The sequence below is a fragment of the Ideonella aquatica genome, from assembly GCF_018069755.1.
Taxonomy (GTDB): Bacteria; Pseudomonadota; Gammaproteobacteria; order Burkholderiales; family Burkholderiaceae_C; genus Ideonella; species Ideonella aquatica.
Window position 1 is genome coordinate 1 of sequence record NZ_JAGQDE010000002.1, and the last position, 23,961, is coordinate 23,961.

19 protein-coding genes and 1 pseudogene are annotated in these 23,961 nt (G+C 71.7%); 6 read left to right on the forward strand and 14 right to left on the reverse strand.

Annotated elements, in window-relative coordinates:
* Positions 1–376: pseudogene (locus KAK06_RS02200) on the reverse strand (energy transducer TonB); the annotation flags it as partial.
* A 167-nt stretch (positions 377–543) separates the two neighbouring features.
* Positions 544–2,604: an elongation factor G gene (gene fusA / locus KAK06_RS02205; protein WP_210800168.1), complete on the reverse strand. Its 2,061-nt coding sequence runs from the start codon at positions 2,602–2,604 to the stop codon at positions 544–546.
* Between the two features lie 254 nt (positions 2,605–2,858).
* Between fusA and KAK06_RS02210 the strand changes: the two genes are divergently transcribed.
* Positions 2,859–3,347, forward strand: coding sequence for a discoidin domain-containing protein (locus KAK06_RS02210; protein WP_210800169.1), 489 nt, complete (start codon positions 2,859–2,861; stop codon positions 3,345–3,347).
* 1 nt (position 3,348) lies between these two features.
* On the opposite strand, the gene KAK06_RS02215 is transcribed toward KAK06_RS02210, so the two are convergent.
* The gene (locus KAK06_RS02215) at positions 3,349–4,818 is read right to left on the reverse strand and encodes an AMP nucleosidase (RefSeq protein ID WP_210800170.1); all 1,470 of its coding nucleotides are present in this window, start codon (positions 4,816–4,818) and stop codon (positions 3,349–3,351) included.
* A gap of 442 nt (positions 4,819–5,260) precedes the next feature.
* Between KAK06_RS02215 and KAK06_RS02220 the strand changes: the two genes are divergently transcribed.
* Together KAK06_RS02220 and KAK06_RS02225 are read left to right on the forward strand one after the other, a co-directional pair.
* Complete coding sequence (locus tag KAK06_RS02220; RefSeq protein WP_210800171.1) at positions 5,261–6,121, forward strand: M14 family zinc carboxypeptidase; 861 nt, start codon at positions 5,261–5,263, stop codon at positions 6,119–6,121.
* Between the two features lie 2 nt (positions 6,122–6,123).
* Positions 6,124–7,953: a GGDEF domain-containing protein gene (locus tag KAK06_RS02225; RefSeq protein WP_210800172.1), complete on the forward strand. Its 1,830-nt coding sequence runs from the start codon at positions 6,124–6,126 to the stop codon at positions 7,951–7,953.
* A 233-nt stretch (positions 7,954–8,186) separates the two neighbouring features.
* Here KAK06_RS02225 and KAK06_RS02230 read toward each other — a convergent pair whose 3' ends face one another.
* The gene (locus KAK06_RS02230) at positions 8,187–9,374 is read right to left on the reverse strand and encodes an acetyl-CoA C-acyltransferase family protein (protein ID WP_210800173.1); all 1,188 of its coding nucleotides are present in this window, start codon (positions 9,372–9,374) and stop codon (positions 8,187–8,189) included.
* Positions 9,375–9,559: 185 nt separating this feature from the next.
* Between KAK06_RS02230 and KAK06_RS02235 the strand changes: the two genes are divergently transcribed.
* Positions 9,560–10,447 (forward strand): sigma-70 family RNA polymerase sigma factor, encoded by an 888-nt coding sequence (locus KAK06_RS02235; protein WP_210800174.1) that lies wholly within the window; start codon positions 9,560–9,562, stop codon positions 10,445–10,447.
* Positions 10,448–10,455: 8 nt separating this feature from the next.
* Here the strand turns inward: KAK06_RS02235 and KAK06_RS02240 are convergent, their stop codons facing one another.
* From KAK06_RS02240 to KAK06_RS02280, 9 genes are all read right to left on the reverse strand, one after another.
* Entirely contained in the window at positions 10,456–11,592 is a 1,137-nt protein-coding gene (locus tag KAK06_RS02240) for a GGDEF domain-containing protein (protein ID WP_210800175.1), read from the reverse strand.
* 74 nt (positions 11,593–11,666) lie between these two features.
* Positions 11,667–13,367, reverse strand: coding sequence for an NAD(P)/FAD-dependent oxidoreductase (locus KAK06_RS02245; protein ID WP_210800176.1), 1,701 nt, complete (start codon positions 13,365–13,367; stop codon positions 11,667–11,669).
* Between the two features lie 42 nt (positions 13,368–13,409).
* A complete protein-coding gene (locus KAK06_RS02250; RefSeq protein ID WP_210800177.1) occupies positions 13,410–13,856 on the reverse strand; it encodes a hydrogenase maturation protease in 447 nt (148 codons plus the stop codon).
* Positions 13,853–15,328, reverse strand: a complete 1,476-nt coding sequence (locus KAK06_RS02255; RefSeq protein ID WP_247652608.1) for a Ni/Fe hydrogenase subunit alpha — start codon at positions 15,326–15,328, stop codon at positions 13,853–13,855. The genes KAK06_RS02250 and KAK06_RS02255 overlap by 4 nt, the downstream gene beginning before the upstream one ends.
* 22 nt (positions 15,329–15,350) lie before the next feature.
* On the reverse strand, positions 15,351–15,890 hold the full coding sequence (locus KAK06_RS02260; RefSeq protein WP_210800179.1) for an NADH-quinone oxidoreductase subunit B family protein: 540 nt from the start codon (positions 15,888–15,890) through the stop codon (positions 15,351–15,353).
* The gene (locus tag KAK06_RS02265) at positions 15,887–16,558 is read right to left on the reverse strand and encodes a 2Fe-2S iron-sulfur cluster-binding protein (RefSeq protein ID WP_210800180.1); all 672 of its coding nucleotides are present in this window, start codon (positions 16,556–16,558) and stop codon (positions 15,887–15,889) included. The genes KAK06_RS02260 and KAK06_RS02265 overlap by 4 nt, the downstream gene beginning before the upstream one ends.
* Before the next feature lie 8 nt (positions 16,559–16,566).
* On the reverse strand, positions 16,567–18,336 hold the full coding sequence (locus KAK06_RS02270; RefSeq protein ID WP_210800181.1) for an NAD(P)H-dependent oxidoreductase subunit E: 1,770 nt from the start codon (positions 18,334–18,336) through the stop codon (positions 16,567–16,569).
* Positions 18,337–18,348: 12 nt separating this feature from the next.
* Entirely contained in the window at positions 18,349–20,265 is a 1,917-nt protein-coding gene (locus KAK06_RS02275; protein WP_210800182.1) for a CHASE domain-containing protein, read from the reverse strand.
* Positions 20,266–20,345: 80 nt separating this feature from the next.
* Positions 20,346–20,729: a hypothetical protein gene (locus tag KAK06_RS02280; protein WP_210800183.1), complete on the reverse strand. Its 384-nt coding sequence runs from the start codon at positions 20,727–20,729 to the stop codon at positions 20,346–20,348.
* A 326-nt stretch (positions 20,730–21,055) separates the two neighbouring features.
* On the opposite strand from KAK06_RS02280, the gene KAK06_RS24475 reads away from it, so the two are divergent.
* Positions 21,056–22,207 (forward strand): GGDEF domain-containing protein, encoded by a 1,152-nt coding sequence (locus tag KAK06_RS24475; RefSeq protein ID WP_210800184.1) that lies wholly within the window; start codon positions 21,056–21,058, stop codon positions 22,205–22,207.
* A gap of 14 nt (positions 22,208–22,221) precedes the next feature.
* On the opposite strand, the gene KAK06_RS02290 is transcribed toward KAK06_RS24475, so the two are convergent.
* A complete protein-coding gene (locus KAK06_RS02290; protein ID WP_210800185.1) occupies positions 22,222–23,682 on the reverse strand; it encodes a methyl-accepting chemotaxis protein in 1,461 nt (486 codons plus the stop codon).
* On the opposite strand from KAK06_RS02290, the gene KAK06_RS02295 reads away from it, so the two are divergent.
* Positions 23,681–23,926 (forward strand): hypothetical protein, encoded by a 246-nt coding sequence (locus KAK06_RS02295; protein WP_210800186.1) that lies wholly within the window; start codon positions 23,681–23,683, stop codon positions 23,924–23,926. The two genes, KAK06_RS02290 and KAK06_RS02295, sit on opposite strands and share 2 nt — an antisense overlap.
* The last annotated feature ends 35 nt before the right edge of the window (positions 23,927–23,961 follow it).

Consider the following 23,961-nt stretch of genomic DNA (forward strand, 5'->3'; position numbering starts at 1 on the left):
CGGGCTCGGCGGCCACCGGTTCCGGGGCAACGGTGGCGGCGGTTGGCGGGGTGGGGGCGGGGGTCGGCGTGGCGGCGATCACCGGGGCAGGCCGCTGCAGCGGCCGGGGCGTGGCGGGCGTCGGCGGGGGCGGCGGCACCGGCGTGGGCGCGGGCGGCGCGAGCCAGTGCACCTGCAGCGGCAGCGCGGCCTGCACCGCCTGGCGCACATCGTCCAGCTGCCACAGGCCCCAGGCCAGCGCGCCGTGGGCCGCCAGCACGCCCACCACCAGCGCGCGCTGTCCAGCCGGCGGCAGGCCCGCCGAGCCCTGGGCGCGGCGCAGCAGCTCGCCCAGCTCGGTGGCGGCGGGGGAGGGTTGCGGCAGGGCGGTGGACATGGCGGGCACGGTGGGATCGACGTTGGATCACATCGTATCGCAAATGCGAATGATTCGCAATGCAATTTACGTTGCCTCATGCGGACCCGCCACAAAGAACACGGCCGCCCCGGGAAGCCGGGCGGCCGTGTTCAAGCACCGCGCTCGTAGAGTGTGTGAGCGCTAGCTCAGTCTTCGGCGCGCTTGAAGCTGGCCGCCAGCTTGGCCTGTTGCGCCGGCGGCACCGGCTCGTAGTGGCTGAAGGCCAGCGTGTAGTGGCCCTGGCCGGCGGTCAGCGCGTTCAGGCGGGTCTGGTAGCCGGTCAGCTCGGCCAGCGGGGCCTGGGCGCGCACCACCATCATCTGGCCCACGCCGCCGTCGGTGCCGGCCACCTGGCCACGGCGCGACGACAAGTCGCCGGTGATGTCGCCGGTGGCGTGGCCGGGGGCGCTGATCTCGACATTGACGATCGGCTCCAGCAGCACCGGCTGCGCCTCCAGGATGGCGGCGATCGTCGCCTTGCGCGCCGCGGTGACGAAGGCGATCTCCTTGGAGTCGACGCTGTGGTGCTTGCCGTCGTAGACCGTGACCTCGATGTCGACCACCGGGTAGCCGGCCAGCACGCCACCGTCCAACGCCTCACGCACGCCCTTTTCCACCGCCGGCATGAAGTTGGTCGGGATGGTGCCGCCCTTGACCGCGTCGATGAAGCGCAAGCCCTCGCCGCGGCCCAGCGGCGCCACGCGCAGGTGCACCTCGCCGAACTGGCCCGCACCGCCGGTCTGCTTTTTGTGGCGGTACTGCGCCTCGGCACGGCCGCCGATGGTCTCGCGGTAGGCCACCTTGGGCGGGTGGGTGTCGACCTCGAAGCGGTAGACCTCCTTCATGCGCTCGAGCAGCAGCTTCAGGTGCAGCTCGCCCAGGCCGTAGACCACGGTCTCGTGGGTGCCGGCATGCTGCTCGATGCGCAAGCAGGGGTCCTCGTCGATCAGCTTCTGCAGGATTTCCCACAGCCGTTGTTCGTCACCATGGCGTTTGGGCTCGATCGCCAGGCCATGCACCGGCAGCGGGAAAGCCAGCGGCGCGAGGTGGATGTGGTCGTCCTCGGCAGCGTCGTGCAGCACGGCGTCATAGTGCAGCGCATCCACCTTGGCGATGGCGACGATGTCGCCAGGCAGCGCGCGGTCCACATCCTGGTGCTCCTTGCCCTGCAGGCGGAACAGGTGGCCCACCTTGAACGGCTTGCGGCCATCACCCACGTACAGCTGGCTGTCGCGCGTGATCGTGCCCTGGTGCACGCGCAGCAGGCCCATCTTGCCGACGAAGGGGTCGTTGGTGATCTTGAAGACATGGGCCAGCACATGGGCCGCCGGATCGGGCGTGGCGTGCATCGGCTGGGCCTCGGCGCCCTCGCCCTTGAGGAAATCGGGCGGGTTGCCCTCGGTGGGATCGGGCAGCAGGCGCACGATCACATCCAGCAGCTCCTTCACGCCGGCGCCGCTGCGCGCCGAGACAAAGCACACCGGGATCAGGTGGCCCTGGCGCAGCGCCTCTTCCAGTGGCGCGTGCAGCTCGCTGGCGTCCACATCGCCGTCGTTCAGGTAGCGCTCGACGAAGTCGCCATCGACCTCCACCACCTGCTCCACCAGCGCGCGGTGGGCCGCCTCCACGCTGGAGAAATCGGCCGAGCCGGTCTTGTTGTAGAAGCAGTCGACCACCCGCAGCGCGCCGGCCGAGGGCAGGTTCAGCGGCAGGCACTCCTTGCCGAAGGTGGCCTGGATCTGCGCCAGCAGGGCCTGAAGATCCACCCCGGGGGCGTCGATCTTGTTGACGATGATCAGCCGGTCCAGATGGCGCCGCGCAGCGTGCTCCATCATGCGGATCGCGCCGGCCTCGATGCCGGCGGCGGCGTTGATCACCACCGCGGCGGTCTCCACCGCCTCCAGCGCCGGCAGGGCCTGACCAGCCAGCTCGGCCGCCCCGGGGGTGTCGATCAGGTGAATGCGGGTGTCCAGGTGCTGCAGGTGCATCACGCTGCTGGCCAGCGAGTGCTGCAGGCGTTTTTCTATCGGATCGTGGTCAGAGACCGTGGTCCCCCGCTCCAGCGAGCCGGGGGCTCCGATGGCGCCGGCCTGAACCAGCAGGGCCTCGGCCAGGCTGGTCTTGCCGGCGGTGGCGGGGCCCACCAGGGCCAGCGTGCGGATGGCGTGCATGGCGGCCAGGGCGGCCGCCGAGGATGCGCTTGACATGGGGCATCTCCTCGTCCGGGCCCGCCGGGGCGCGAGGGCGCCGCGGAAGGGGCGGGCCGTGGATCTTTCGTGCGGATCAGCCTACGCCTGCGGCCCGCGGGTCGCAAGCACTGTCGCCTGACCCTTGAGGCAGATCAGGCATCGGCGCCGGAAAACGGCCTGGCGCTGCGAATCCGGACAGCAGGGTGTGGGATGGGCCGACCCCGCGGCGGTTTCCACAATACGCCATCCCCTCACCACCCCAAGGAACTGTCATGCGTAGGTTGTCCACCTTCGTCGGCTTGGCCGCCGGTCTGTGCCTGTCCCTGCCGGCAGCGGCCGCCACGGTCAGCTGCAGCGCGCAGGTCACCGGCTGCTCGTTCGCCTACGACGGCGACTGGCCCGTGCAGGGCCAGGACTGGACCACCAACACCGCCTGGTGGACCGACGCGGCCGCCAAGGTGAAGATCGACCTGGGCGAGGTGGTCGACATGACTGGCCTGACGATCTCGGTGGACAACAACGATGACTACAAGGTGATGGCCTCGGTCGACGGCCAGACCTGGACCCGCGTGCTGAACATCCGCGCCGCCGATGGCGAGATCGGCTTTGGCATGGACACGATCTCCACCGTCAAGGGCGACCCGGACCGCGTCAAGGGCCTGGGCTTCCAGCCGGGGCCGGTGCGCTACTTCAGGATCAGCGCCCGCAACGGCGACGGTTTGTATTCCATGGGCGAGCTGCTGGTGCACACCGCACCCTGACCTACTGGAACGCCACCTCGGCAAAGCTGCGCAGCTTGCGGCTGTGCAGCTGGCTGGCGCCGGCCTCGCGCAGCAGCTCCAGCGCGCGGATACCGATGCGCAGGTGCTGGTCCACCCGCTCGCGGTAGAAGTGGTTGGCCATGCCGGGCAGCTTGATCTCGCCGTGCAGCGGCTTGTCGCTGACGCACAGCAGCGTGCCGTAGGGCACCCGGAAGCGAAAGCCGTTGGCGGCGATGGTGGCGCTCTCCATGTCCAGCGCGATCGCCCGGCTCTGGCTGAAGCGGCGCTCGGGACCCGGGTGCGGCAGCAGCTCCCAGTTGCGGTTGTCGGTGCTGGCCACGGTGCCGGTGCGCATGATCTTCTTGAGCTCATAGCCGGCGAGCTGGGTGACCTCGGCCACCGCCTGCTCCAGCGCCAGCTGCACCTCGGCCAGCGGCGGGATCGGCACCCACAGCGGCAGCTCCTCATCCAGCACATGGTCCTCGCGCACATAGCCGTGGGCCAGCACGTAGTCGCCCAGTTGCTGGGTGTTGCGCAGGCCGGCGCAGTGGCCCAGCATGATCCAGGCATGCGGGCGCAGCACCGCGATGTGGTCGGTGATGTTCTTGGCGTTGGCCGGACCCACGCCGATGTTGACCATGGTGATGCCGCCGCTGCCCGGGCGCACCAGGTGGTAGGCCGGCATCTGTGGCAGGCGCGGCGGCGGCGTGCCGCTGGCGCTGCGCGCGCTGCCAGTGCGCGGCGTCAGCACGTTGCCGGGTTCGACGAAGGCCTCGTAGGGGCTGGCCGGGTCCTGCATCAGCGTGTGGCCCAGGCGGATGAACTCGTCGATGTAGAACTGGTAGTTGGTGAACAGCACAAAGTTCTGGAAGTGCTCGGGCGCGGTGCCGGTGTAGTGGCGCAGCCGGTGCAGCGAGTAGTCCACCCGCGGCGCGGTGAACAGCGCCAGCGGCTGCGGCTCGCGCGGGCCGGGCTCGTAGGTGCCGTTGGCGATGCCGTCGTCCATGGCGGCCAGGTCGGGCAGGTCGAAGTGGTCGCGCAGGCGCATGCGCTGCTCGGCGCTGAGGGATCCCTCCACATGCTCGGCCTCGGCCAGGCAGAAATGCACCGGGATCGGCTGGTGGCCCAGGCCCACCTCGAGCGACACGCCGTGGTTGCGCAGCAGCAGGCGGAACTGCTCGCGGTAGTAGTCGGCGAACAGGTCGGGGCGGGTCAGCGTGGTCTCGAACACGCCCGGGCCGGCGACGAAGCCGAAGCTCAGCCGGGTGTCGGCGCGCGCCACCGTGTGGGTATGCACGCGCACGCTGGGGTAGAGCGCGCGCACCCGGCGCGCCGGCACCTGGCCCTGCACATAGGCCTGCAACTGCTGGCGCAGGTGGCCCACCTGGGCCTGGTACAACGCCTGCACGCAGGCCAGGGCCGCCTCGGCGTCATCGAAGGACTGGCGGGGGGAGAAGGGGGCTTCCGTCATGCACCGATTGTGGACCGCCATGGTGACAAGCCGTGATCTTCGGCAAACCGGGCGCGCGGGCAGACACGGGCGCCGCCTACACTCGCGGGAGATGAATCTCGCGACCCGCCAACGAATCCGCCGCGGCTGCCTGGTGCTGGCCCTGGCTTGCGGCGCTGGCGCCCTGCCGGCGATGCCGGCGCCCGGCCCGTCTGTGGCGTCGGCGCCGGGACCGGCATCCGCGCCCAAACCTGCGCCCAAGCCTGCGCCCAAGCCCGCCCCGAAGCCTGCGCCCAAGCCCGCGCCCAAGCCTGCCCCGAAGCCCGCGCCCAAGCCCGCGCCCAAACCTGCGCCCAAACCTGCGCCCAAGCCCGCGCCGGCACCGGCCCCCCAACCCGCCGCTCAAGCTGCGCCGCGGCCGGCCCCGGCCCCGGCCCCGTCGGCAAGCGCGGCGGCCAAGGGGATGGTGCCGGTGCTGGCCGCCGCTGCCTCGGCCGCCAGCGCGGCGCCGCGCAACGAGCCACCGCGCCCCCCCGACGCCGCTGCCTGGTGCCGCCAGGTCGCCGGCTACCTGGTTGATCTGACAGCCGCGCGCTGCCAGCAGGCGGCCCTGATGCCAGGCGACGGCCGCTCGGTGCGCGGCGTGCCGCTGTGGTTCCGCGACGTCCGGCCGGCGGCGGCGCCGCGGCTGCGCGTGCTGGTGCTGGGCGGCATCCATGGCGATGAGATGGCCAGCGTCAATGTCGTGTTCGACTGGCTGGACCGCGCCGTCAAGGCCGCCGACCCGGGCATCCACTGGCGCATGGTGCCGCTGGTCAACCCCGACGGACTGATGCGCAAGCCGTCCACCCGCGTCAATGCGCGCGGCGTGGACCTCAACCGCAACTTCCCCACGCCCGAGTGGGAGCGTGCCGCCCAGGCCTACTGGGCCAGCCGCACCGGCAAGGACCCGCGCCGCTTTCCAGGCCCGAGCGCCATGTCCGAGCCTGAGACGCGCTGGGTCCAGGCCCAGGTCGACCAGTTCAAGCCGCACCTGATCGTCTCGGTGCATGCGCCCTACGGCGTGCTCGATTTCGACGGCCCGCCGCCGCCGCCCGAGAAGCTGGGCAGCCTGCACCTGGACCAGGTGGGCATCTACCCCGGCTCGCTGGGCAACTACGGCGGTGTGGTGCGCCGGGTGCCGGTGGTCACCTTGGAGCTGCGCAACGCGCGCCAGGTGTCCGGCAACGAGATGGCGGCGATGTGGACCGACCTGCGCGGCTGGATCGACCGCCGTCGCGAGCAGATGGCCCAGAGCCAGCCCCTGGACCGGCCGGCCCGCTGAGCATGAACGACCTGTCCTCGGCCCCCCCGCCCCCGCTGCCGACGGACGCGCGCACCCAACTGGCCCAGCACCTGGCCCGCGCCGGCAGCCTGCGCAGTCGCTTCCCCGCCGAGGCGCTGGCGCTGTGCGAGCAGGCCGAGGTGCTGGCGCGGGCGCTCGATTCTCAGGGCGATCTGGCGCGTGCCCTGCTGCGCGCCGGCCAGTGCCTGAGCGCGCTGGCGGTGGCGCCGGCCGGTGGTACACGCCAGCAACACCAGCAGGCGGCGCACGAGCGGCTGGGCCAGGCGATGGAGCTGTTCGTCGGCCTGGAGGACCGCCACGGCGAGGCCGAGGCAGCCAACTCGCTGGGCAACCTGCACGCCACCTGCGGCGCCCATGCCCAGGCGCTGCCGCTGTATCACCGCAGCCTGGCGGTGCGGCGCGACCTGGGCGACCGCATTGGCGAGGCCGGCGTGCTCAACAACATCGGCCTGCTGCTGCGCGACACCGCGCAGTTCGCCGACGCGCTGGCCTGCCTGTTCGCCAGCCTGGAGCTGGCCGAGGACCTGAACGACGAGCGCGCCACCGCGCATGCGCTGGCCAGCATCGGCACCGTGCTGGCCGAGCTGGGCGAGACCGGCCGCGCCACCGAATTCCACCTGCGTGCGCTGGCGGTGCTGGAGCAATGGCCCGATCCCGCGCTGGAGGCCTCGGCCCGCACCGGCCTGGGCCGGCTGCTGGCCCGCACCGGACACCCCGAGGAGGCTTTGTCGCACCTTGAGCGCGCGCTGGCGGTGGCGCACCGCAGCGGCCGCATTGATGACTTGGCGTCCGCGCTGCACGCGCTGGGCCAGGCGCACCAGGGTCTGGCCCAGCCGCAGCGCGCGGAGTGGCTGCTGCACGAGGCCCTGGCGGCAGCGCGCCGTGGCGGCCAGCCACTGGCCGAGGCCGAGGTGCTGCTGAGCCTGGGCGAGCTGCGCGGCCGCCAGGGCGACAGCAGCGACGCGCGACCGTTGCTGCTGCAGGCCCTGGCCGGTGCCGAGCGCCTGCAGGCCGACCACCTGGCTGGCCGGGTGCACCGCGCCTTGTCGCGCTGGCACGAGCAGCAGCGCGAATTCGAGCCCGCGCTGCGCCACCACCAGGCCTTCCATGACTGCCTGCAACGGGTGCAGGGCCAGGCCGTGCAGCGCCGCCTGCGCACCCTGCTGTCCGGCAGCGAGCTCAAGGTGGTGCACCGCGACGCCGAGCACCAGCGTCGCCGCGGCGACGCGCTGGCCGAGGCGCTGGACATCGCCCGCGCCAGCGACCGCCACAAGGATGAGCTGGTGCGGGCGCTGCGCCACCAGGCCGAGCTGCTGCGCCAACTGGCGCGCGAGGACGGCCTGACCGGCGTGGCCAACCGCCGCTGGCTCGACAGCATGCTGATGCGCGAGCGCGAACGCGCGCGCCGCCACGGCCATCCGCTGGCGGTGGCGATGATCGACCTGGACCACTTCAAGTCGATCAATGACCGCTGTTCGCACCATGTGGGCGACGAGGTGCTGCGCCGCATCGGCCGCCTGCTGCTGCAAACCTGCCGCCAGGGTGATCTGGTCGGCCGCTACGGTGGCGAGGAGTTCCTGGTGGTGCTGGTCGAGACCCCGCTGGCCGCGGCCCGGGGCGTCTGCGAGAAGCTGCGTCGGCTGGTGGCCGCCATGGACGTGGAAGGCCTGCACCCGACGCTGAACCGGGTCACGGTGAGCATCGGCGTGGCCGGGGATGCCGCCGACCCGGTGGCCGAGGACCTGGTGCAGGCGGCCGATCGCGAGCTCTACCGCGCCAAGCGCGAAGGCCGGAACCGGGTGTGCGGCTAGCCGCACACCCGGTTCCGGCCTGCGGCCGATTAGTTGGGCTCCCCCAGCCCCCTCCACGAAGGGGCTCCAGCATGAGGGTCCGCTCCCTCCAGCCTCCCTCCGAGAGGGAGGCTCTGGTCAGAGGGACGAAGATCGTTGCGGCGGAGTGGCCGGGCGAGCGCCGGGCCGCCCCAAGCCGCCCGGCCCACCCGCTCGGCGGGTGGCGCCGGGTACTCCCGGCGCCGGGTGCCCCATCACACCCGCTCGAAGATCGCGGCGATGCCCTGGCCGCCGCCGATGCACATCGTCACCAGCGCGTAGCGGCCGCCGACGCGTTGCAGTTCGTACAGGGCCTTGGTGGTGATGATCGCGCCGGTGGCGCCGATCGGGTGGCCCAGCGAGATGCCCGAGCCATTGGGGTTGACCTTGGCCGGATCCAGGCCCAGTTCCTTGACCACCGCGCAGGCCTGGGCGGCGAAGGCTTCGTTGGATTCGATGACGTCCAGGTCGGCCACCGTCAGGCCGGCCTTCTTCAGTGCCAGGCGGGTGGCCGGCACCGGGCCGATGCCCATGATGGTGGGCTCGACGCCGGCGTGGGCGTAGGCCACCAGGCGGGCCAGGGGCTTCAGGCCGCGGGCCTGCACCGCCTCGCCGCTGGCCAGCACCACGGCGCCGGCGCCGTCGTTGATGCCCGAGGCGTTGCCGGCGGTGACATGGCCGTCCTTCTTGAAGGCCGGGCGCATCTTGGACAGCGATTCCACCGTGGTGGAGGCCTTCACATGCTCGTCGGTGTCGAAGACGATGTCGCCCTTCTTGCTGGCGGTGACCACCGGGACGATCTGCTCCTTGAAGTAGCCGGCGGCGATGGCGGCGGCGGCGCGGCGGTGGCTTTCGGCGGCCAGCGCGTCCATCTGGTCACGGGTGATGCCGAACTGCTCGGCCACGTTCTCGGCGGTGATGCCCATGTGGATCTTGTGGAAGGGGTCGTGCAGCGCGCCCACCACCATGTCGATCATCGCGGTGTCGCCCATGCGGGCGCCCCAGCGGCCCTGCGGCAGCAGGTAGGCGCCGCGGCTCATGTTTTCGGCGCCAGCGCCCACCGCGATCTCGCAGTCGCCCAGCAGGATGGCCTGCGAGGCCGAGACGATGGCCTGCAGGCCCGAGCCGCACAGGCGGTTGACGTTGAAGGCGGGCGTTTCCTTGGGGATGCCGGCGTTCACCGCCGCGACACGGCTGAGGTAGGCGTCGCGCGGCTCGGTGACCACCACCGTGCCCATGGCCAGGTGGCCGATGTTCTCGGCGCCAGCGCCCGAGCGCTCGACGGCGGTCTTGACGGCCAGCGTGGCGATGTCGGCCAGCGCCACGTCCTTCAGCGCACCACCATAGGTGCCAATGGCGGTGCGGGCGGCACCGACGACGAAAACGTCACGGGATGCGGTCATGGAAGTCTCCTCGGGTTCAGGTTGTCAGGGGGTACGCGGCCAGTGTGCGACCGCCGGATTGCAGCGGCCTGACAGCGCCTGCCGGGGCTGTCAAGCCGGGCGGCGGCCATCCAGGCGCAGAAATCGGGCCCAAAACCGGGCCTTCAAAACCCATGGCCGGGCGGCCGGCTTCCTAAGATCGTCGCATGATTTCCATGGACGGCGTGCCGTCAGTCCTCATCGCCCGCAACCAGAGCTGGGTCCGCAAGCAGGCCCAGGCGCTGGTGCGCCACCTGCCCGCCAATGTCGAGCGGGCCGATCTGATCCAGGTCGGTCTGATCGCCGTGGCGCAGGCCGCGGTGAGCTTCGAGTGGGACGGCGACCGCGACACCGCCGAGGCCCAGGAGGCCTTTGTGCGCTATGCGCGCATGCGGGTCAAGGGCGCGATGCTCGACGAGCTGCGCCAGATGGACTTCCTCACCCGCGGCGAGCGCCGCAAGATCAAGGTCATCCAGATCGCCCGCGAGCGCCTGCGCCAGGACAGCGGCCGCGAGCCCAGCCTGGGCGAGCTGGCCCGCAGCACCGGCATCGACGCCGACGAGATCGGCTCGCTGCTGCAGGCCGACCAGCATGGCCGCCACCAGGTGCAGGTGGACGAGACCGACGACGAGGGCCAGCGCCACTTCCACCCCGCCACGCCGCGCGAGGAGGTGGAAGCCCGCGTGGACACCGGCATCGTGCTGCGCCGCCTGGAGAAATTCTTTGCCGAGCTGCCCGAGCGCGAGCGCATGGTGATCGACGCCTACCTGGGCGTCGGCCTCACGCCGGTCGAGGTGGCCCAGTCGCTGAAGGTGACGCCCTCGCGCGTTTCGCAGATCTACCACGCTGTGGTGCGCCGCGCGGTGGCCCATGTGCAGGGCGGCGAGCGCCGCGCCACCGACCGCGTGGCGGCGCCCCATCCCGACAAGTCCTCCGACGCCTTCATCGAGATGATGCGCCAGCGCGAGGAAGAACTGCGCCGCAGCCCGCAGGGCGCCTGGGGCGAGATGGTCGAGCAGGTGCTGGCGCACCCGCACCGGCAGCTCCAGACCTGAACCAAGCGTCAACGCGTGTCGGCGTGCGGCCCGGGCTGCGCGTCCATGCGGTGCAGGCGCACCTGGTTGCGACCCAGCCGCTTGGCTTCGTACAGGGCCACATCGGCCCGAGCCACCAGCTGTTCCGGCCGTTCGCCTGACACCGCCTGCGCCACGCCAATGCTCACCGTGACCGGCCGGCCGTGGCTGAAGCGGTAGGCCTGCGTGGCGCTGCGGATGCGCTCGGCCAGCTCCAGCGCGGCCTCCAGCGGCGTGCTGGCGGCCAGCACCAGAAACTCCTCGCCGCCCCAGCGGCCCAACTGGTCAGAGACCCGCAACTGCTCGGACATCAGGCCCGCCAGCTCCACCAGGACCGCGTCGCCGCTGGCGTGGCCGTGCTCGTCGTTGATCTGCTTGAAATCGTCGATGTCGAGCATCAGCAGCGACAACGGCTGGCCATGGCGTTCCAGCAGCGCCATCGAGCCCACCAGGCGCTCGTTCAGGGCGCGCCGGTTGGCCAGGCCGGTCAGCGGGTCGGAGGCGGCGATCTGCTGCATCCACTCGGCGCGCTCGCGGGTGCGCAGGTAGTCCAGGCGCAGGTTGGAGATGGCCAGCAGCAGCACCACGTAGATCAACTGGGCGATCGCCACGTTGGACAGGATCACCCCCAGCGGCACCGGCCCCGGATCGATCACCCCGTGCTGCAGCAGCCAGAAGATGCCGCCGAACAGCGTGACGTACATGCAGGCCGAGACGATCAGTGCGTCGCGCCGGCTGAGAAAGATGAAGGCACAGCCGTAGGTCAGCGGCAGCCAGTAGAGGTTGCTGACCAGCTGGTACAGGTCCGGCGGACCCTGCTGGGCCAGCAGCACCAGGTACAGCGCGGCGCCCAGATAAACGTTGAGCGTGACCACCGTGACCCGGCGCACCAGCCGCTCCCAGCGCGGCCGCCAGTGCAGCAAGGCGGCGCCACAGGCGAACACGACGGTGATCAGCGGATAGGCCCAGCGGTCCCAGGGCGAGAGGCGCCCGTGGGAGAGCTCCAGCAGCGCGTTGACCAGCACCGCGACACAGCCAGCCATCAGCAGGTTGCGCAGCATGCGCAACTCGGCGTTGGGGCCGCTGCCGGGCTGGTGCGGCAGCATGGACGGGGGCAGGGAGGGCACCGGGAGACGGGCGATGATGGGCGCCGCAGGCAGCGCCGGCAAAACGGTAATCGTCGCGCTCGCCAGCGCTGGCGTCAAGACGACGTCTTCACGCCCGGTGCCGGCAGGCCCAGCATCGCCGCCCCCAGTGCCTCGGCCACCTCGATGCCGTCCACCCCGGCGCTCATGATGCCGCCGGCATAGCCGGCGCCCTCGCCGGCTGGGTACAGGCCGCGGGTGTTCAGGCTCTGGTAGTCGCGGCCGCGGTTGATGCGCAGTGGCGAGGAGGTGCGGGTCTCGACGCCGGTGAGCACCGCATCGGCCATGCTGAAGCCCTTGATCTGGCGCTCGAAGGCGGGCAGGGCCTCGCGGATGGCGTCCAGTGCGTAGGAGGGCAGGCTTTCGCGTCCCTTCTCGCTGAGGTCGGTCAGGTGCACGCCCGGCTTGTACGAGGGCATCACCGTGCCGAAGCCCGCGGCCGGGCCGCGCTGGCGCTTGATGAAGTCGCCCACCAACTGGCCCGGGGCGATGTAGCGCCCGCCGCCCAGCTCATAGGCGCGCGACTCCCAGACGCGCTGGAAGGCCATGCCGTCCAGGGGATGCACCGGGCCGCTGCCGCCGGGGTCGCGCCGGTAGTCCTCGGGCGAGATGCCCACCACGATGCCGGCATTGGCGTTGCGCTCGTTGCGCGAATACTGGCTCATGCCGTTGGTGACCACACGCTCCGGCTCGGAGGTGGCCGCCACCACGGTGCCGCCCGGGCACATGCAGAAGCTGTAGACCGATCGGCCGTTCTTTGCGTGGTGCACCAGCTTGTAGTCGGCCGCGCCCAGCAGCGGGTGGCCGGCACTGGTGCCGAAGCGGGCGCGGTCGATCACCCCCTGCGGGTGCTCGATGCGGTAGCCGATCGAGAAGGGCTTGGCCTCCATCTGCACGCCGCGCTCGTGCAGCATCGCGAAGGTGTCGCGCGCGCTGTGGCCCAGCGCCAGGATGACGTGGTCGGCGCGCAACTGCTCGCCACTGGCCAACGTGACGCCACGCACATGGCGCTGGCCGTCGGCGCCGGTCTCGATCAGCAGGTCGGTCACCTGCTGCTCGAAACGGATCTCACCGCCGAGCGATTCGATCTCGGCGCGGATCTTCTCGACCATGCTGACCAGGCGGAAGGTGCCGATGTGCGGCTTGCTGACGTACAGGATTTCCTCGGGCGCGCCGGCCTTGACGAACTCGGTCAGCACCTTGCGCGTCAGGTGGCGCGGGTCGGAAATCTGGCTCCAGAGCTTGCCGTCCGAGAAGGTGCCGGCGCCGCCTTCGCCGAACTGCACGTTCGATTGCGGGTTGAGCTCGCTGCGCCGCCACAGGCCCCAGGTGTCCTGGGTGCGCTGGCGCACCGACTTGCCGCGCTCCAGCACGATTGGCCGCAGGCCCATCTGGGCCAGGATCAGCGCGGCCAGGATGCCGCAGGGGCCGAAGCCGATCACCAGCGGGCGCGGCCGCTCCCCGGCGGTGTAGAAGTCGGCCGGCGCGTGGCCGACGAAGCGGTAGCGGGTGTCGGGCGTGGCCCGGATGTGGTGGTCGCCCTGCAGGCGTGTGAGCACCGCTGCCTCGTCGGCCAGCGTGCAGTCCAGCGTGTAGACCAGCTGGATGTCGCTCTTGCGCCGGGCGTCGTAGCCGCGGCGGAAGACCTCGACGCCCAGCAGGGCATCGTCGGTGATGCCTAGACGGGCGACGATGGCCGGGCGCAGCGCGTCCTCGGCGTGGTTCAGCGGCAGGCGCAGTTCGGTGATGCGGATCATGGCGGTGCTGGCGGCAAGTTGGGCCGCAGGGCAGGGACGAGATTAGGCCACAGCCTTGGCCAGCCAGTGGCGAGCCAGGGCCAGTGCCTGCGGTAGCCGGCCTCGGGTCGTTTCACCCAGGCCCTCGCCCAGGCCGAACTGCTCGCCTTGCACGGCCAGCAGCGCAGACGGCGGCGGCGCTTGGCCCAGCACGTCGCGGGCCACCGCCAGCAGCGCCTCGGGCCGCAGTGCGTGGCTGATCGGGGCGCGGTCCGGCTGCGCGCTGATCGGCCGCAGCAGCACGCCGTCGCCGGCATGGCCGGGCCGGGCGGCATCGACGAACAGCACCGCCGGCCGGTCGGCCAGCAGCAGCGCATCCTCGACCTGCAGCTGGAAGACGGCGATCGCCTCCAGCCCGGGTTCGGCCTGCAGCGCCTCGACCAGCGCCGGGCCCAGGCCATCATCGCCCCGGGCCGGGTTGCCGATGCCGATCAGCAGCGGCGGTCTCACGCGGGCGTGGCGTCGGTGATGTGGCCGTCGCTGTCGCGCACCAGGCGCTGGCGCAGCGCGCCGTCGTCGTCGACCAGATCGAGCTGCAGCGGCATCTGGCCCAGCGCGTGGGTGGCGCAGCTCAGGCAGGGGTCGTAGGCGCGCACGGCGACCTCGACGTGGTTGAGCAGGCCTTCGCTCAGTGCGCGGCCGTCAAAGTACTGGTCGGCCACCTGGCGGATCGCCTCGTTCATCGCCGCGTTGTTGTGGGTGGTGCTGACGATCAGGTTGCACCACTGCACCAGGTCGTCGTCGCCCAGCACGTAGTGGTGGATCAGCGTGCCGCGCGGCGCCTCGATCACGCCCACACCCTCGCGCCGCTGGCCGGGCCGCGGGCGCGGCATCGGCTGCGCCAGCTCGCCGCCCAGCAGCGCCGGGTCGTCCAGGCCGTCGGCGATCAGCTCCATCGCATGCAGCATCTCGATCAGGCGCGCCCGGTGGTAGGCCAGCGAGCCGAACACGCCGCCGTCCCGGGCCTCGGCCAGGAAGGCCTGGCGGCGCGCCTCGGCGCGCGGCGTCGACAGGCGTTCGGCCACCTGCAGCCGCGCCAGCGGCCCCACCCGGTAGCTGCCGGCCGCGCGGCCCAGTGCCTTCAGGTACGGGAACTTCATGTAGCTCCAGGGCTCGGTGGCTTCCTCGATGTGGTCCAGGTAGTGCTGCACGCTGACGTCATCGAGCAGCCGGGCGCCGTCCGCACTGCGCACCCGCAGCGCACCGTCGTACAGGTCCAGCGTGCCATCGGGCGTCACCAGGCCCATGAAGGACGAGCGAAACGCGCCAAAGCCCTCGTGCAGCGGTCGGTTGGCGGCCCACAGCTGCTCGGCCAGGTCCACCGCCTGCTCGCACCAGGCCAGCATCTGCGGCACCTGGGCGCGGGCCTGCGCCACCTCATCCACCGTCAGGTGGCGGTTGACGCCGCCGGGAATCGAGCCGGTGCCGTGCACCTTCTTGCCGCTGGTCAGGCGGATCAGCTCCTGTCCGAAGGCGCGCAACAGCACGCCCTGGCGGGCAACGTCCGGGTGGGCCTGGGCGATGCCGACGATGTTGCGCCGCGCCACCTCGCTGTCAAAGCCCAGCAGCAGGTCGGGCGAGGACAAGTGGAAGAAGTGCAGCGCATGCGACTGCATGATCTGTGCGTGGTGCATCAGCCGGCGCAGCGCCTGCGCGGCGGGCGGCGCCTGCAGGCCCAGCGCCACGTCCAGCGCCTTGCTGGCCGCCAGGTGGTGCGACACCGGGCAGATGCCGCACAGGCGCTGCACCATCACCGGCACCTCCCAGTAGGGGCGGCCGACGATGAAGGCCTCAAAGCCGCGGAACTCGACGATGTGCAGGCGCGCCTGGCGCACGTGGTTCGCATCGTCCAGCAGCAGCGTGACCTTGCCGTGGCCCTCGACGCGGGAGACGGGGTCAATGGCGACGCGGCGCAGGCCCATAGGTAGAGGTTCAGGCAGGGCGTCAGTCATAGCGGATCAGCGGGCGGGGCAGGGCGGGATCGCGGCCGTCCAGCAGCGCGGTGAGGCAGGCCCAGATCGCGTCGGCGCTGGGCGGACAGCCGGGCAGGAAGTGGTCGATGTGCACCACCTCGTGGATCGGGTGCACGCGCGCCAGCGGCAGCGGCAGTTCGGGGTCATTGGGGATGCCGCTGCCCTCGGCCAGGCCGGGGCGGGCGTGGTAGACCTCGGCCATCAGGCGGCCGATGTCGCGGCCGTTGCGCTGCGCCGGCAGGCCACCGTTGATCGCGCAGGCACCCACGGCGACCAGCACCCGGCACTGGCGGCGGAAGTCGCGCAGCACCTCGACGTTCTCGGCGTTGCACAGGCCACCCTCGATCAGGCCGATGTCGCACGGGCCCACTTCCTTCAGGTCGGTCAGCGGGCTGCGGTCGAATTCGACCAGCTCGGCCAGCGCAAAGAGCCGCTCGTCGATGTCCAGCAGCGACATGTGGCAGCCGAAGCAGCCGGCCAGCGAGACGGTGGCGATGCGGGGGCGGCTCATGGCGTGTCTTGCGGCCGCTCGCCGATCGGCACCGCAAAGCCGCGCCGCTTGGGCAGGATCGCGCCGACCGGGCAGATCTGCGCAGCCTCATCGGTGGCGGCGATGGCGCTGTCGGCGAGCCGGCCGCTGGGCGAGTGGACGATCAGGTGGGTGTGGATCCCATGGCCGCCGATGGCGAACACGCCCTTGCCGTCGAGCTCGGTGCTGGCGCGCACGCACAGCTTGCACAGGATGCAGCGGTTGGTGTCCAGCCACAGTGCGGGGTGGCTGGCGTCCACCGCGCGCTGCGGGTAAAACTCCTCCCACTGCGGGCCGGTCATGCCGGCGGCGTAGGCGGCGCTCTGCAGCGCGCAGCCGCCGCTTTTCTCGCAGGAGGGGCAGAAGTGGTTGCCCTCGACGAACATCATCTGCAACAGCTGACGGCGGCGCTGCTGCAGCGGCTCGGTCTGGCAGGCCACGCGCAGGCCGGCCAGCGCCCGGGTGGTGCAGGCGGCGGCGGGTCGGCCGTTGACCTCCACGGTGCACAACCGGCAGGCGCCGCTGGGGCCCAGGCGCGGGTCCCAGCACAGGTGCGGGATCGTGTGGCCGGCGCGGGTGGCCGCGGCGATCACGGTGTCGCCGGGCTGGAAAGGCACCGGCTGGCCGTCGAGGTCGAAGGTGGTGCTCATCGGGGCACTCATCGGGGAACCTGGTCCAGGTGGGCGTGGGTGTCGTCGCGGCCGGTGGCGGCGCGCGCCGATGCCAGCTCGGCGTCGAGGTCGAAGCCGGGCACGAAGTGGGCGTGCGGCGAGCGGCTGCACAGCGCCTCGGGGAAGCGCTGCAGCAGGTCACGCAGCGGGTTGGTGGCGCTGGCGCCCAGGCCGCAGTGGGTGGTGCCGTGCATCAGCGCCTCCAGGTCGCGCAGCTCAGCCTCGTCGAAGGGCGAGCCGTGGCCGGCATGCAGCTTGTCCAGGCGCCGCACGACCAGCTCGGTGCCCACGCGGCAGGGCGTGCAGAAGCCGCAGCTCTCGTGGGCGAAGAACTGCGCGAAGCCGCGCACCACCTCCAGCAGGTCGCGGCTGCGGTTGAAGACCATCAGCGCACCGGCGGTGGGCAGGTCTTCGAAGCCCAGGCGGCGCTCAAAGTCGGGCGGCGCCAGCAACAGGCCCGAGGGGCCGCCCAGTTGCACCGCCTGCACGTCGTGGGCACCCGCCTCGCGCAGCAGCTCGGCCAGCGGCGTGCCGAAGGGCAGTTCGTAGACGCCTGGCCGCGACACGTCGCCGCTGACCGAATGCAGCTTGCTGCCGCGGCTCTCGGGCGTGCCCATCGCCGCCCAGGCGGCCGCGCCATGGCGGGCGATCCAGGCCACGGCAGCGAAGGTCTCGACGTTGTTGACCACGGTGGGCTGGCCCAGGTAGCCGCGCTCCACCGGGAAGGGCGGGCGGATGCGCGGCGTGCCGCGCTTGCCCTCGAGCGACTCGATAAGCGCGCTTTCTTCGCCACAGACATAGGCGCCGGCGCCCAGGTGGATCTCGATGTCGAAGTGCGGCCCCAGCAGGCCGGCGGCGCGGCGCTCGGCCAGCACCGCCTGCAGGCCCTCCAGCAGGAAGCGGTACTCGGCGCGCAGGTAGATGAAGCCCCGGCGCGCGCCCAACACCTCGGCCGCCACGCCCATGCCCTCGATCACCGCATCGGGCTGCAGCATCAGCAGCGCGCGGTCCTTGAAGGTGCCGGGCTCGCCCTCGTCGGCATTGCACACCACCACCCGCGTCTGCTCGGCGGTCAGCGGCGCGGCCAGGCAGGCGCGCCACTTGGCGTGCGTGGGGTAGCCGGCTCCACCGCGGCCACGCAGGCCGCTGGCCTGCAGCTCGTCCAGCGCGGCGGCGTTGCCGCGCGCGCGGGTGGCGGCGATGGCCTCGCCCTGCGACGCCGGTGCGTTCAGCAGCACGCCAGGGCGGCGCACGCCGGGCTCCACGGTGAACCAGTCAGTGGGCCAGTCGGCCACTGGCACCTGGGCGCGCACCAGCTCGGCGATCTCGGCCACACGGCCGCCATCAAGCCGGGTGATCACCTGCTGCTGGTTCAGCAGCAGGGCTGGGCCCTGGTCACCCAGGCCGGTGCAGGAGGTGAAGCCCACGCGGGCCAGGCCGTCCTCGCTGGTGCGGCCGGGCTCCAGCCACAGGCGGCGGCACAGATCGGCGGCCAGTGCGCGGCTGCCGGCGTGGCGGTCGGTGACGTTGTCCGAGAACAGCAGGTGGTAGCGGCCCACCGGCTGCAGGTGGAAGTAGCGGTAGAAGCCGGCCACGCCCTCGACCACCGCCGGGCTCAGGCCCAGGCCGGCGGCCAGCTCGGCCAGCGCCGGGCGCGGCAGCCAGCCCTGCAGCGCCTGCGCCTCGTGCAGCAGCTGCACCAGGCGATCGCGCCGGTGGCCGTGGCGCAGCAACAGGTCGGTGATGGAAGTGCTCATGCGGGCGGGTGTTCAGAGAGCGGCGAAGCGCAGCGCACGGCGGCCTTCACGCTTGGCACGGTACATCGCGTCGTCGGCCTGCCGCAAGACCTCTTCGGCGTCGGACTGGTCGCGGAACAACGTGGCACCGATGCTGGGCGAGCAATGGTGCTGCGTACCCGCCACGTCGTAGGGCAGATCCAGCGTGGCCAGCAGTTTGTCGGCCACCACCCGCACCTGGGTCAGCGCGTCGGTCGGGTCCTCGGGCAGGCCGCTGGCCATCATCAGCACGAACTCGTCGCCGCCCAAGCGCGCCACCGTGTCCTCGGCGCGGGTGCAGGCCTGCAGGCGCTGGGCGCACTGCACCAGTACCTGGTCGCCCGCCGCGTGGCCGTGCGCGTCGTTCAGCGCCTTGAAGTGGTCCAGGTCGATGAACAGCAGCGCGCCGTGGTGCTGCGTGCGGCGCGCGGCCGACAGCGCCTGGCTGAGACGGTCGAGCAGCAGGCGGCGGTTGGGCAGCTGCGTCAGGGCATCGTGAAAGGCCATGCGCCGGATCTGCTCGGTGGCCTGCTGGCGTTCGGCCTCCAGGCGCTTGAGCTCGGCCAGGTCGTGCACGAAGGCAAAGACCGCGCCGTCTTCGGCCTGCAGGCTCAGCGAGACCTCGACGGGCCAGGGCGGCCCCTCGGCGCGGCGGTGCAGGGTCTCGAAGCGCAGATGGCCATGCAGCTGCACGCGGCGGGTGATGTCCTTCAGCGCGGCGGTGTCGAGCTGGGCGTCGACGCTGCCGATCGGCTGGCCGATCAGGGCCTCGCGCGGGAAGCCGCTGAGGGACAGGTAGGCGTCGTTGACCTCGGTGATGCGGCCCTGCTGGTCGGCCATCAGAAAGCCTTCGCGGGTGGACTCGACCACGCCGCGGTAGCGCCGCTCGCGCTCGCGCAGTGCCGCCTGCTCGCGCGACAGCGCCTCGCGGCTGCGCTGCAGCTCCAGGTTGCGCTCGGCCAGCAGGCGGCCGTTGCGGGCCAGCGCATGCAGCGCGCCGAACAGCAGCAGATCAGCCAGCAGCCCGCCCAGGCCGATCAGGGCCGGTTGCACGCTGTGCGCGGCGTCCTCGAAGGCCGGCGTGGCCGAGAAATCGACGGTCCACACCGCACCGGCGATCAGCATCTGGCGCTGTGCCCGGTAGCGCGTGTCGGGCTGGGCCGTGCCGCTGCCGACCAGCCGGTGCGCGGGATCGGCGCGGTCACCGTCGTACAGCGTGAAGGCCACCTGCTGGCCCTGCGCGGGCAGGATGCCGTCCATCAGGTCGCGCATGCGAAAGGGCGCGTAGACCCAACCCTGCAGCGCCGCCCGGCGGGCGGCCACGCTGTCCAGCGGCGCGCCGCTGCGGTAGACCGGCCAGTACATCAGCGTGCCGTGTTGCACATCCTCGCCGGTCTCCTGCAGCAGCGTGACGCGGCCGCTGAGCGCGGCGCCGCCTTCATCGCGGGCACGCGCCATGGCGCTTTGACGCACCGGCTCGGACAGCATGTCGTAGCCCAGCGCGCGCTGGTTGCGCCAGTCGGGCGGTTCGAGGTAGACGATCGCGCTGCGGCCTTCGGCGGCCTGCGGTTGCGGCGGCGCGGTCAGCTGGGCATAGCCCAGGCCCTGCAAGCCGGGGTAGCTGCGCTGCAGGTCGATGCGGCCAATGAAGGCGCGCCACTCGTTGCCGGTGACCTCATGGCTGGCGGCGAACAGGCCGGCGCCGGTGCGCAGCACCAGCTCGTAGTTGCGCAGGCGCTCGACGATGCGCAGCTGCGTGGCATCCACCGCCGCCTCGAAACGGCCGCGGGCATCGTCGGCTTGGTAGCGCTCGGCGGCGCGCCAGGCCAGCAGTGTCATCAGCACCGAGACGGCGAGCACCACCCAGGCCGTGACGCGGCCGTGAACCGATTCAGCGAAGCGCGCGGACAACACCCGTTGGCTCCCAGTGCGGCTGGCCACTGTCGGGCGACAGGGCGGGTCCCGATCTTACGGCCAGCGGCGGTGGCCCTTCAGGCCAGTTGCTGAACGTAGATGTCGGTGTCGGGCAACAGGCGGCGCAAGGTCTGGAAGGCGGTGTCCATCAGCTGGAGGCCGGCGTGGTCGGGGTGCACGCCCAGGCGCAGTTCGGCCTCACCGTCCTGCACGCGCAGCAGGTGGACGAAATCGCGCGCGGCCACGCAGCCGCGGCTTTCGCGGTCCAGGGCTTCGGTGAGCTCGCCCATCACCCGCTGCACCAGGTCGCTCGGGCCTTCCAGGCGCGGCGCCGCGCAGGGCAGGCCGCGCACCGCGGCGCCGCAGGGCGGCGCGATCTCGCCGCCGCCGCAGGCCTGGCAGCGGCTGGGTTCAGCCCCCGGCTCACAGGCGGCGGCGATCGGGATGGTGCGGCTGGACATGGTCGGCGACGGCAGCAAAGCCGGCATTCCACGCGCATGTTTGAGGACTGTCAAGCCAGGCGTGGTCGCGGCGCGACCCGGCGCTTGATGCCCATCAAGACCCGGCGTCGCTGCCCAGGTCAGACGAGCGCTTGCCCAGCGCGCCGCAGCGGCTCCCTGGTGGACCAGGGCTGCGTGCAGCTTGAATTTGTCGGGCATCAGAGTCGGTGACTGGCCGAGCGGCCGGAGCAGGTCTGGGCTCAAGCCCCCGGCCGCAGCGGTCGATAAGGGATCGATGCGCCGGTGTCGGGCGGCCTCCGCGGCCCGTCGGCGATGGGAGGGGCCGCGTGCCGATCGAAGCGATTGCCGGACTGCAGTTGGCGCTCTACGGGCTGGGCTGGGCGCTGGCCGCGGTCTACCTGGCCGAGGAGCGCGCGGCGCTGTCGCACTGGGCCGCCTACGCGCTGCTGCAGGCGGCCTCGGCCTGGCTGGCCGCCGAACCGATGGCCCAGGGCCTGCGTCCGCCGATGGCCAGCCTGGTGCTGTCCGTGCTGGGCTTCGTGGCCGCCACGCGCGGCATCGACCTGTTCATCCGCGGCCGGCCCCTGTTGGACCGCTGGCTGCTGCCGCTGACCGCGCTGACGCTGCTGCCGATCGTGCTGAGTGCGGTGTGGGTCGATGACCTCGCGCTGCGGCGGCGCTGGCAGGAAACCCCCTATGCCTTCGGGCTGGGCGTGCTGCTGTTGTCCAGCGTGGTCCTGCTGTGGCGGCCGCTGCGCCGGCGTGCCGGCACGCTGGCCGCGCTGGCGGTGCTGCTGCCCAGCGCGCTGACGGGCCTGACCGGCCTGGCCAGCGGCGTGATGCATCTGGTGTTGGGCGCCCCGGCGCTGGGCCAGGTGCAGCAGGCGGCGCGCGTGCCGCAGGTGCTGGCTTCGCTGGTGGCCTCGGCGGTGTTCAATTTCGGCTACCTGTTCCTGCTGCTGGGCCGCCTGATCAGCCAGTGGCGCGCCAGTGCCCGCCAGGACCACCTGACCGGCCTGCCCAACCGCCGCGCCACCGAGGACGGTTTGGCGGTCGACTGGGCGCGCCACCAGCGCCAGATGAGCGGTCTGTCGCTGGCGCTGATCGATGTCGACCACTTCAAGTCGATCAACGACCGCCACGGCCATGCACGTGGCGACGAGGTCCTGGTCTTCGTGGCCCGGCACCTGCAGTCGCACATCCGGGTGGGCGAAACCCTGGGTCGGTGGGGCGGCGAGGAGTTCCTGCTGTCGATGCCGGGCAGCAGCCTGGCTGTCGCGCAGCAGGCCTGCGACCGCCTGCGCGAGGGTCTGCGCCAGGCCGCGTTGCAGACCCTGGGCGAGCCGCTGACGGTGAGCATCGGCGTGGCCCAGGCGCGGCCAGGCGAGGCCTCGACGCAGGCCCTGATCGACCGCGCCGACCAGGCGATGTACCGCGCCAAGGCCGAAGGCCGCGACCGGGTGGTCATGGCCGACTGAGGCCCTGGGGACGATCAGAAGAAGTCGACGGCCTCCTCCGCTGCCACGCTTGGCGGGGTGATCGGCACCCGGCCCTGGGCGCGCGCCACCACATCGGTCAGCTGCCGCGCGTTGGCGTTCATGTCGTCCGAGGCCATCACGCTCTGCGCCACCATGCTGGCGTTGGCGTCGGTCAGCGTGGTCAGTGCGTCGAGGTGGCCCAGCACGCCGTCCAGCGCCTCGCGCTGCTGGTGCGCGTCTTCCGAGACCTCGCGCATGCGCGCTGCCACATCCTGCACCGACTGGGTCATGCGCTGCAGCGTGTCGCGCACGTGCAGCACACGCTGCACGCCGTCGCCCGACTGCCCGCGCGCCCGCTCGATCAGCGCGCGCACCTGGGCCGCGGCGTCCCGGGTGCGGGTGGACAGCGTGCGCACCTCGGCAGCCACCACCGCGAAGCCGCGCCCGGCAGGGCCGGCGCGTGCCGCTTCGATGGCGGCGTTGAGCGACAACAGATTGGTCTGGAAGGCGATCGCCTCGATCAGCACGATGGCCTCGTCCATCTCGCGGGTGCGCTGGTCGATGCGCTCGATCGAGCCCACCGTCTCCTGCACATCCTGGCTGCCCTGGCGCGCCTGCTGCTCCAGCGCCTGGCAGGTGGCGTCCACCGCGCTGACATGGGCACTGGTCAGCTGCACCTGGGTCACCACGCCGCGCACCGCCTCGGCGGTCTCGCGGATGTGGCTGGTCTGCTCGTCGGTGCGTATGGCCAGCATCTGGGCGCCCTCGGACATCGTCTGGCCGGTGCTGGCCACGCGGCCCGAGCCCTCGGCCAGCGCCTGCACCACGGAGTGCAGCCGGTCCTGTGCGGCGCGCGTTTCTTCCACCGCGGCGTGTGCCAGGCGCTGGGCCATCAGCGTGCCCTCGACCAGCATGGCCGTGCCGACGATGACCATCGGCAGTGACATCACATATCGCAGGTTCAAGGGCTCCAGCCAGCCCAGCAGCGCCGCCCCCACTACCGCCGGATAAAGCAGGGCCGCGCTGGCGACGACGCCGCGCGAGTGCCGGTGCGCACCGTCGCCCACCCGCCACGAGGCCCCCAGCACCAGCCAGGCCATCAGCGCGTAGTTGGCAAACAAGCCCAGCCGGTTGACCCAGCCGCCGGCCACACCCGCCACCACCAGCGCGCCGTGCACGCCCAGCAGCATCGCCAGTCGGGTCAGCGGACGGCGGCCCAGGCCCAGGTAAGACCCCACCGACAGCCAGCCCAGCACCATCAACACGAAGCCGGCCACCGTGCCGGCCAGGTTCGGGCGGTCGCCGACCACGGGCATCTGGTGGTCCATGCCGAAGTACAGCGCCCCCAGCAGGCAGGTGGCGGCAAAAGTGGCCCAGCAGCCCTGGCGCATCGCGCGCCAGACGCTGAAATGGGCCCAGGCCAGCAACGTGAAGGCCGCCGACAGGCACAGGGCAAAGGCGTGAGGAGCAGTCATGGCAGGCAAGGATTGGTCATTGATGAAAGTGAGTAAACACAAACATCGATACCCATGGCGGGGGTGCGCGCCTGTCGGACTGTGCGTTGCCCAGCCAGTGGGTGATCGGTGGATCATCCGGGTCAATCCCGACCTGCTCCGCCGCCGCCGTTTGCGGCGTGTCAAGCCGGCGCCGGGATGGCCCTTCGATCGTTACCGCCCCGATTGCATCGCCGGCAATTTCGAGGATGATGCAGGGCTGTGAATTTCTCCAGTCTTGCGACCACCGCAACCCTGCGT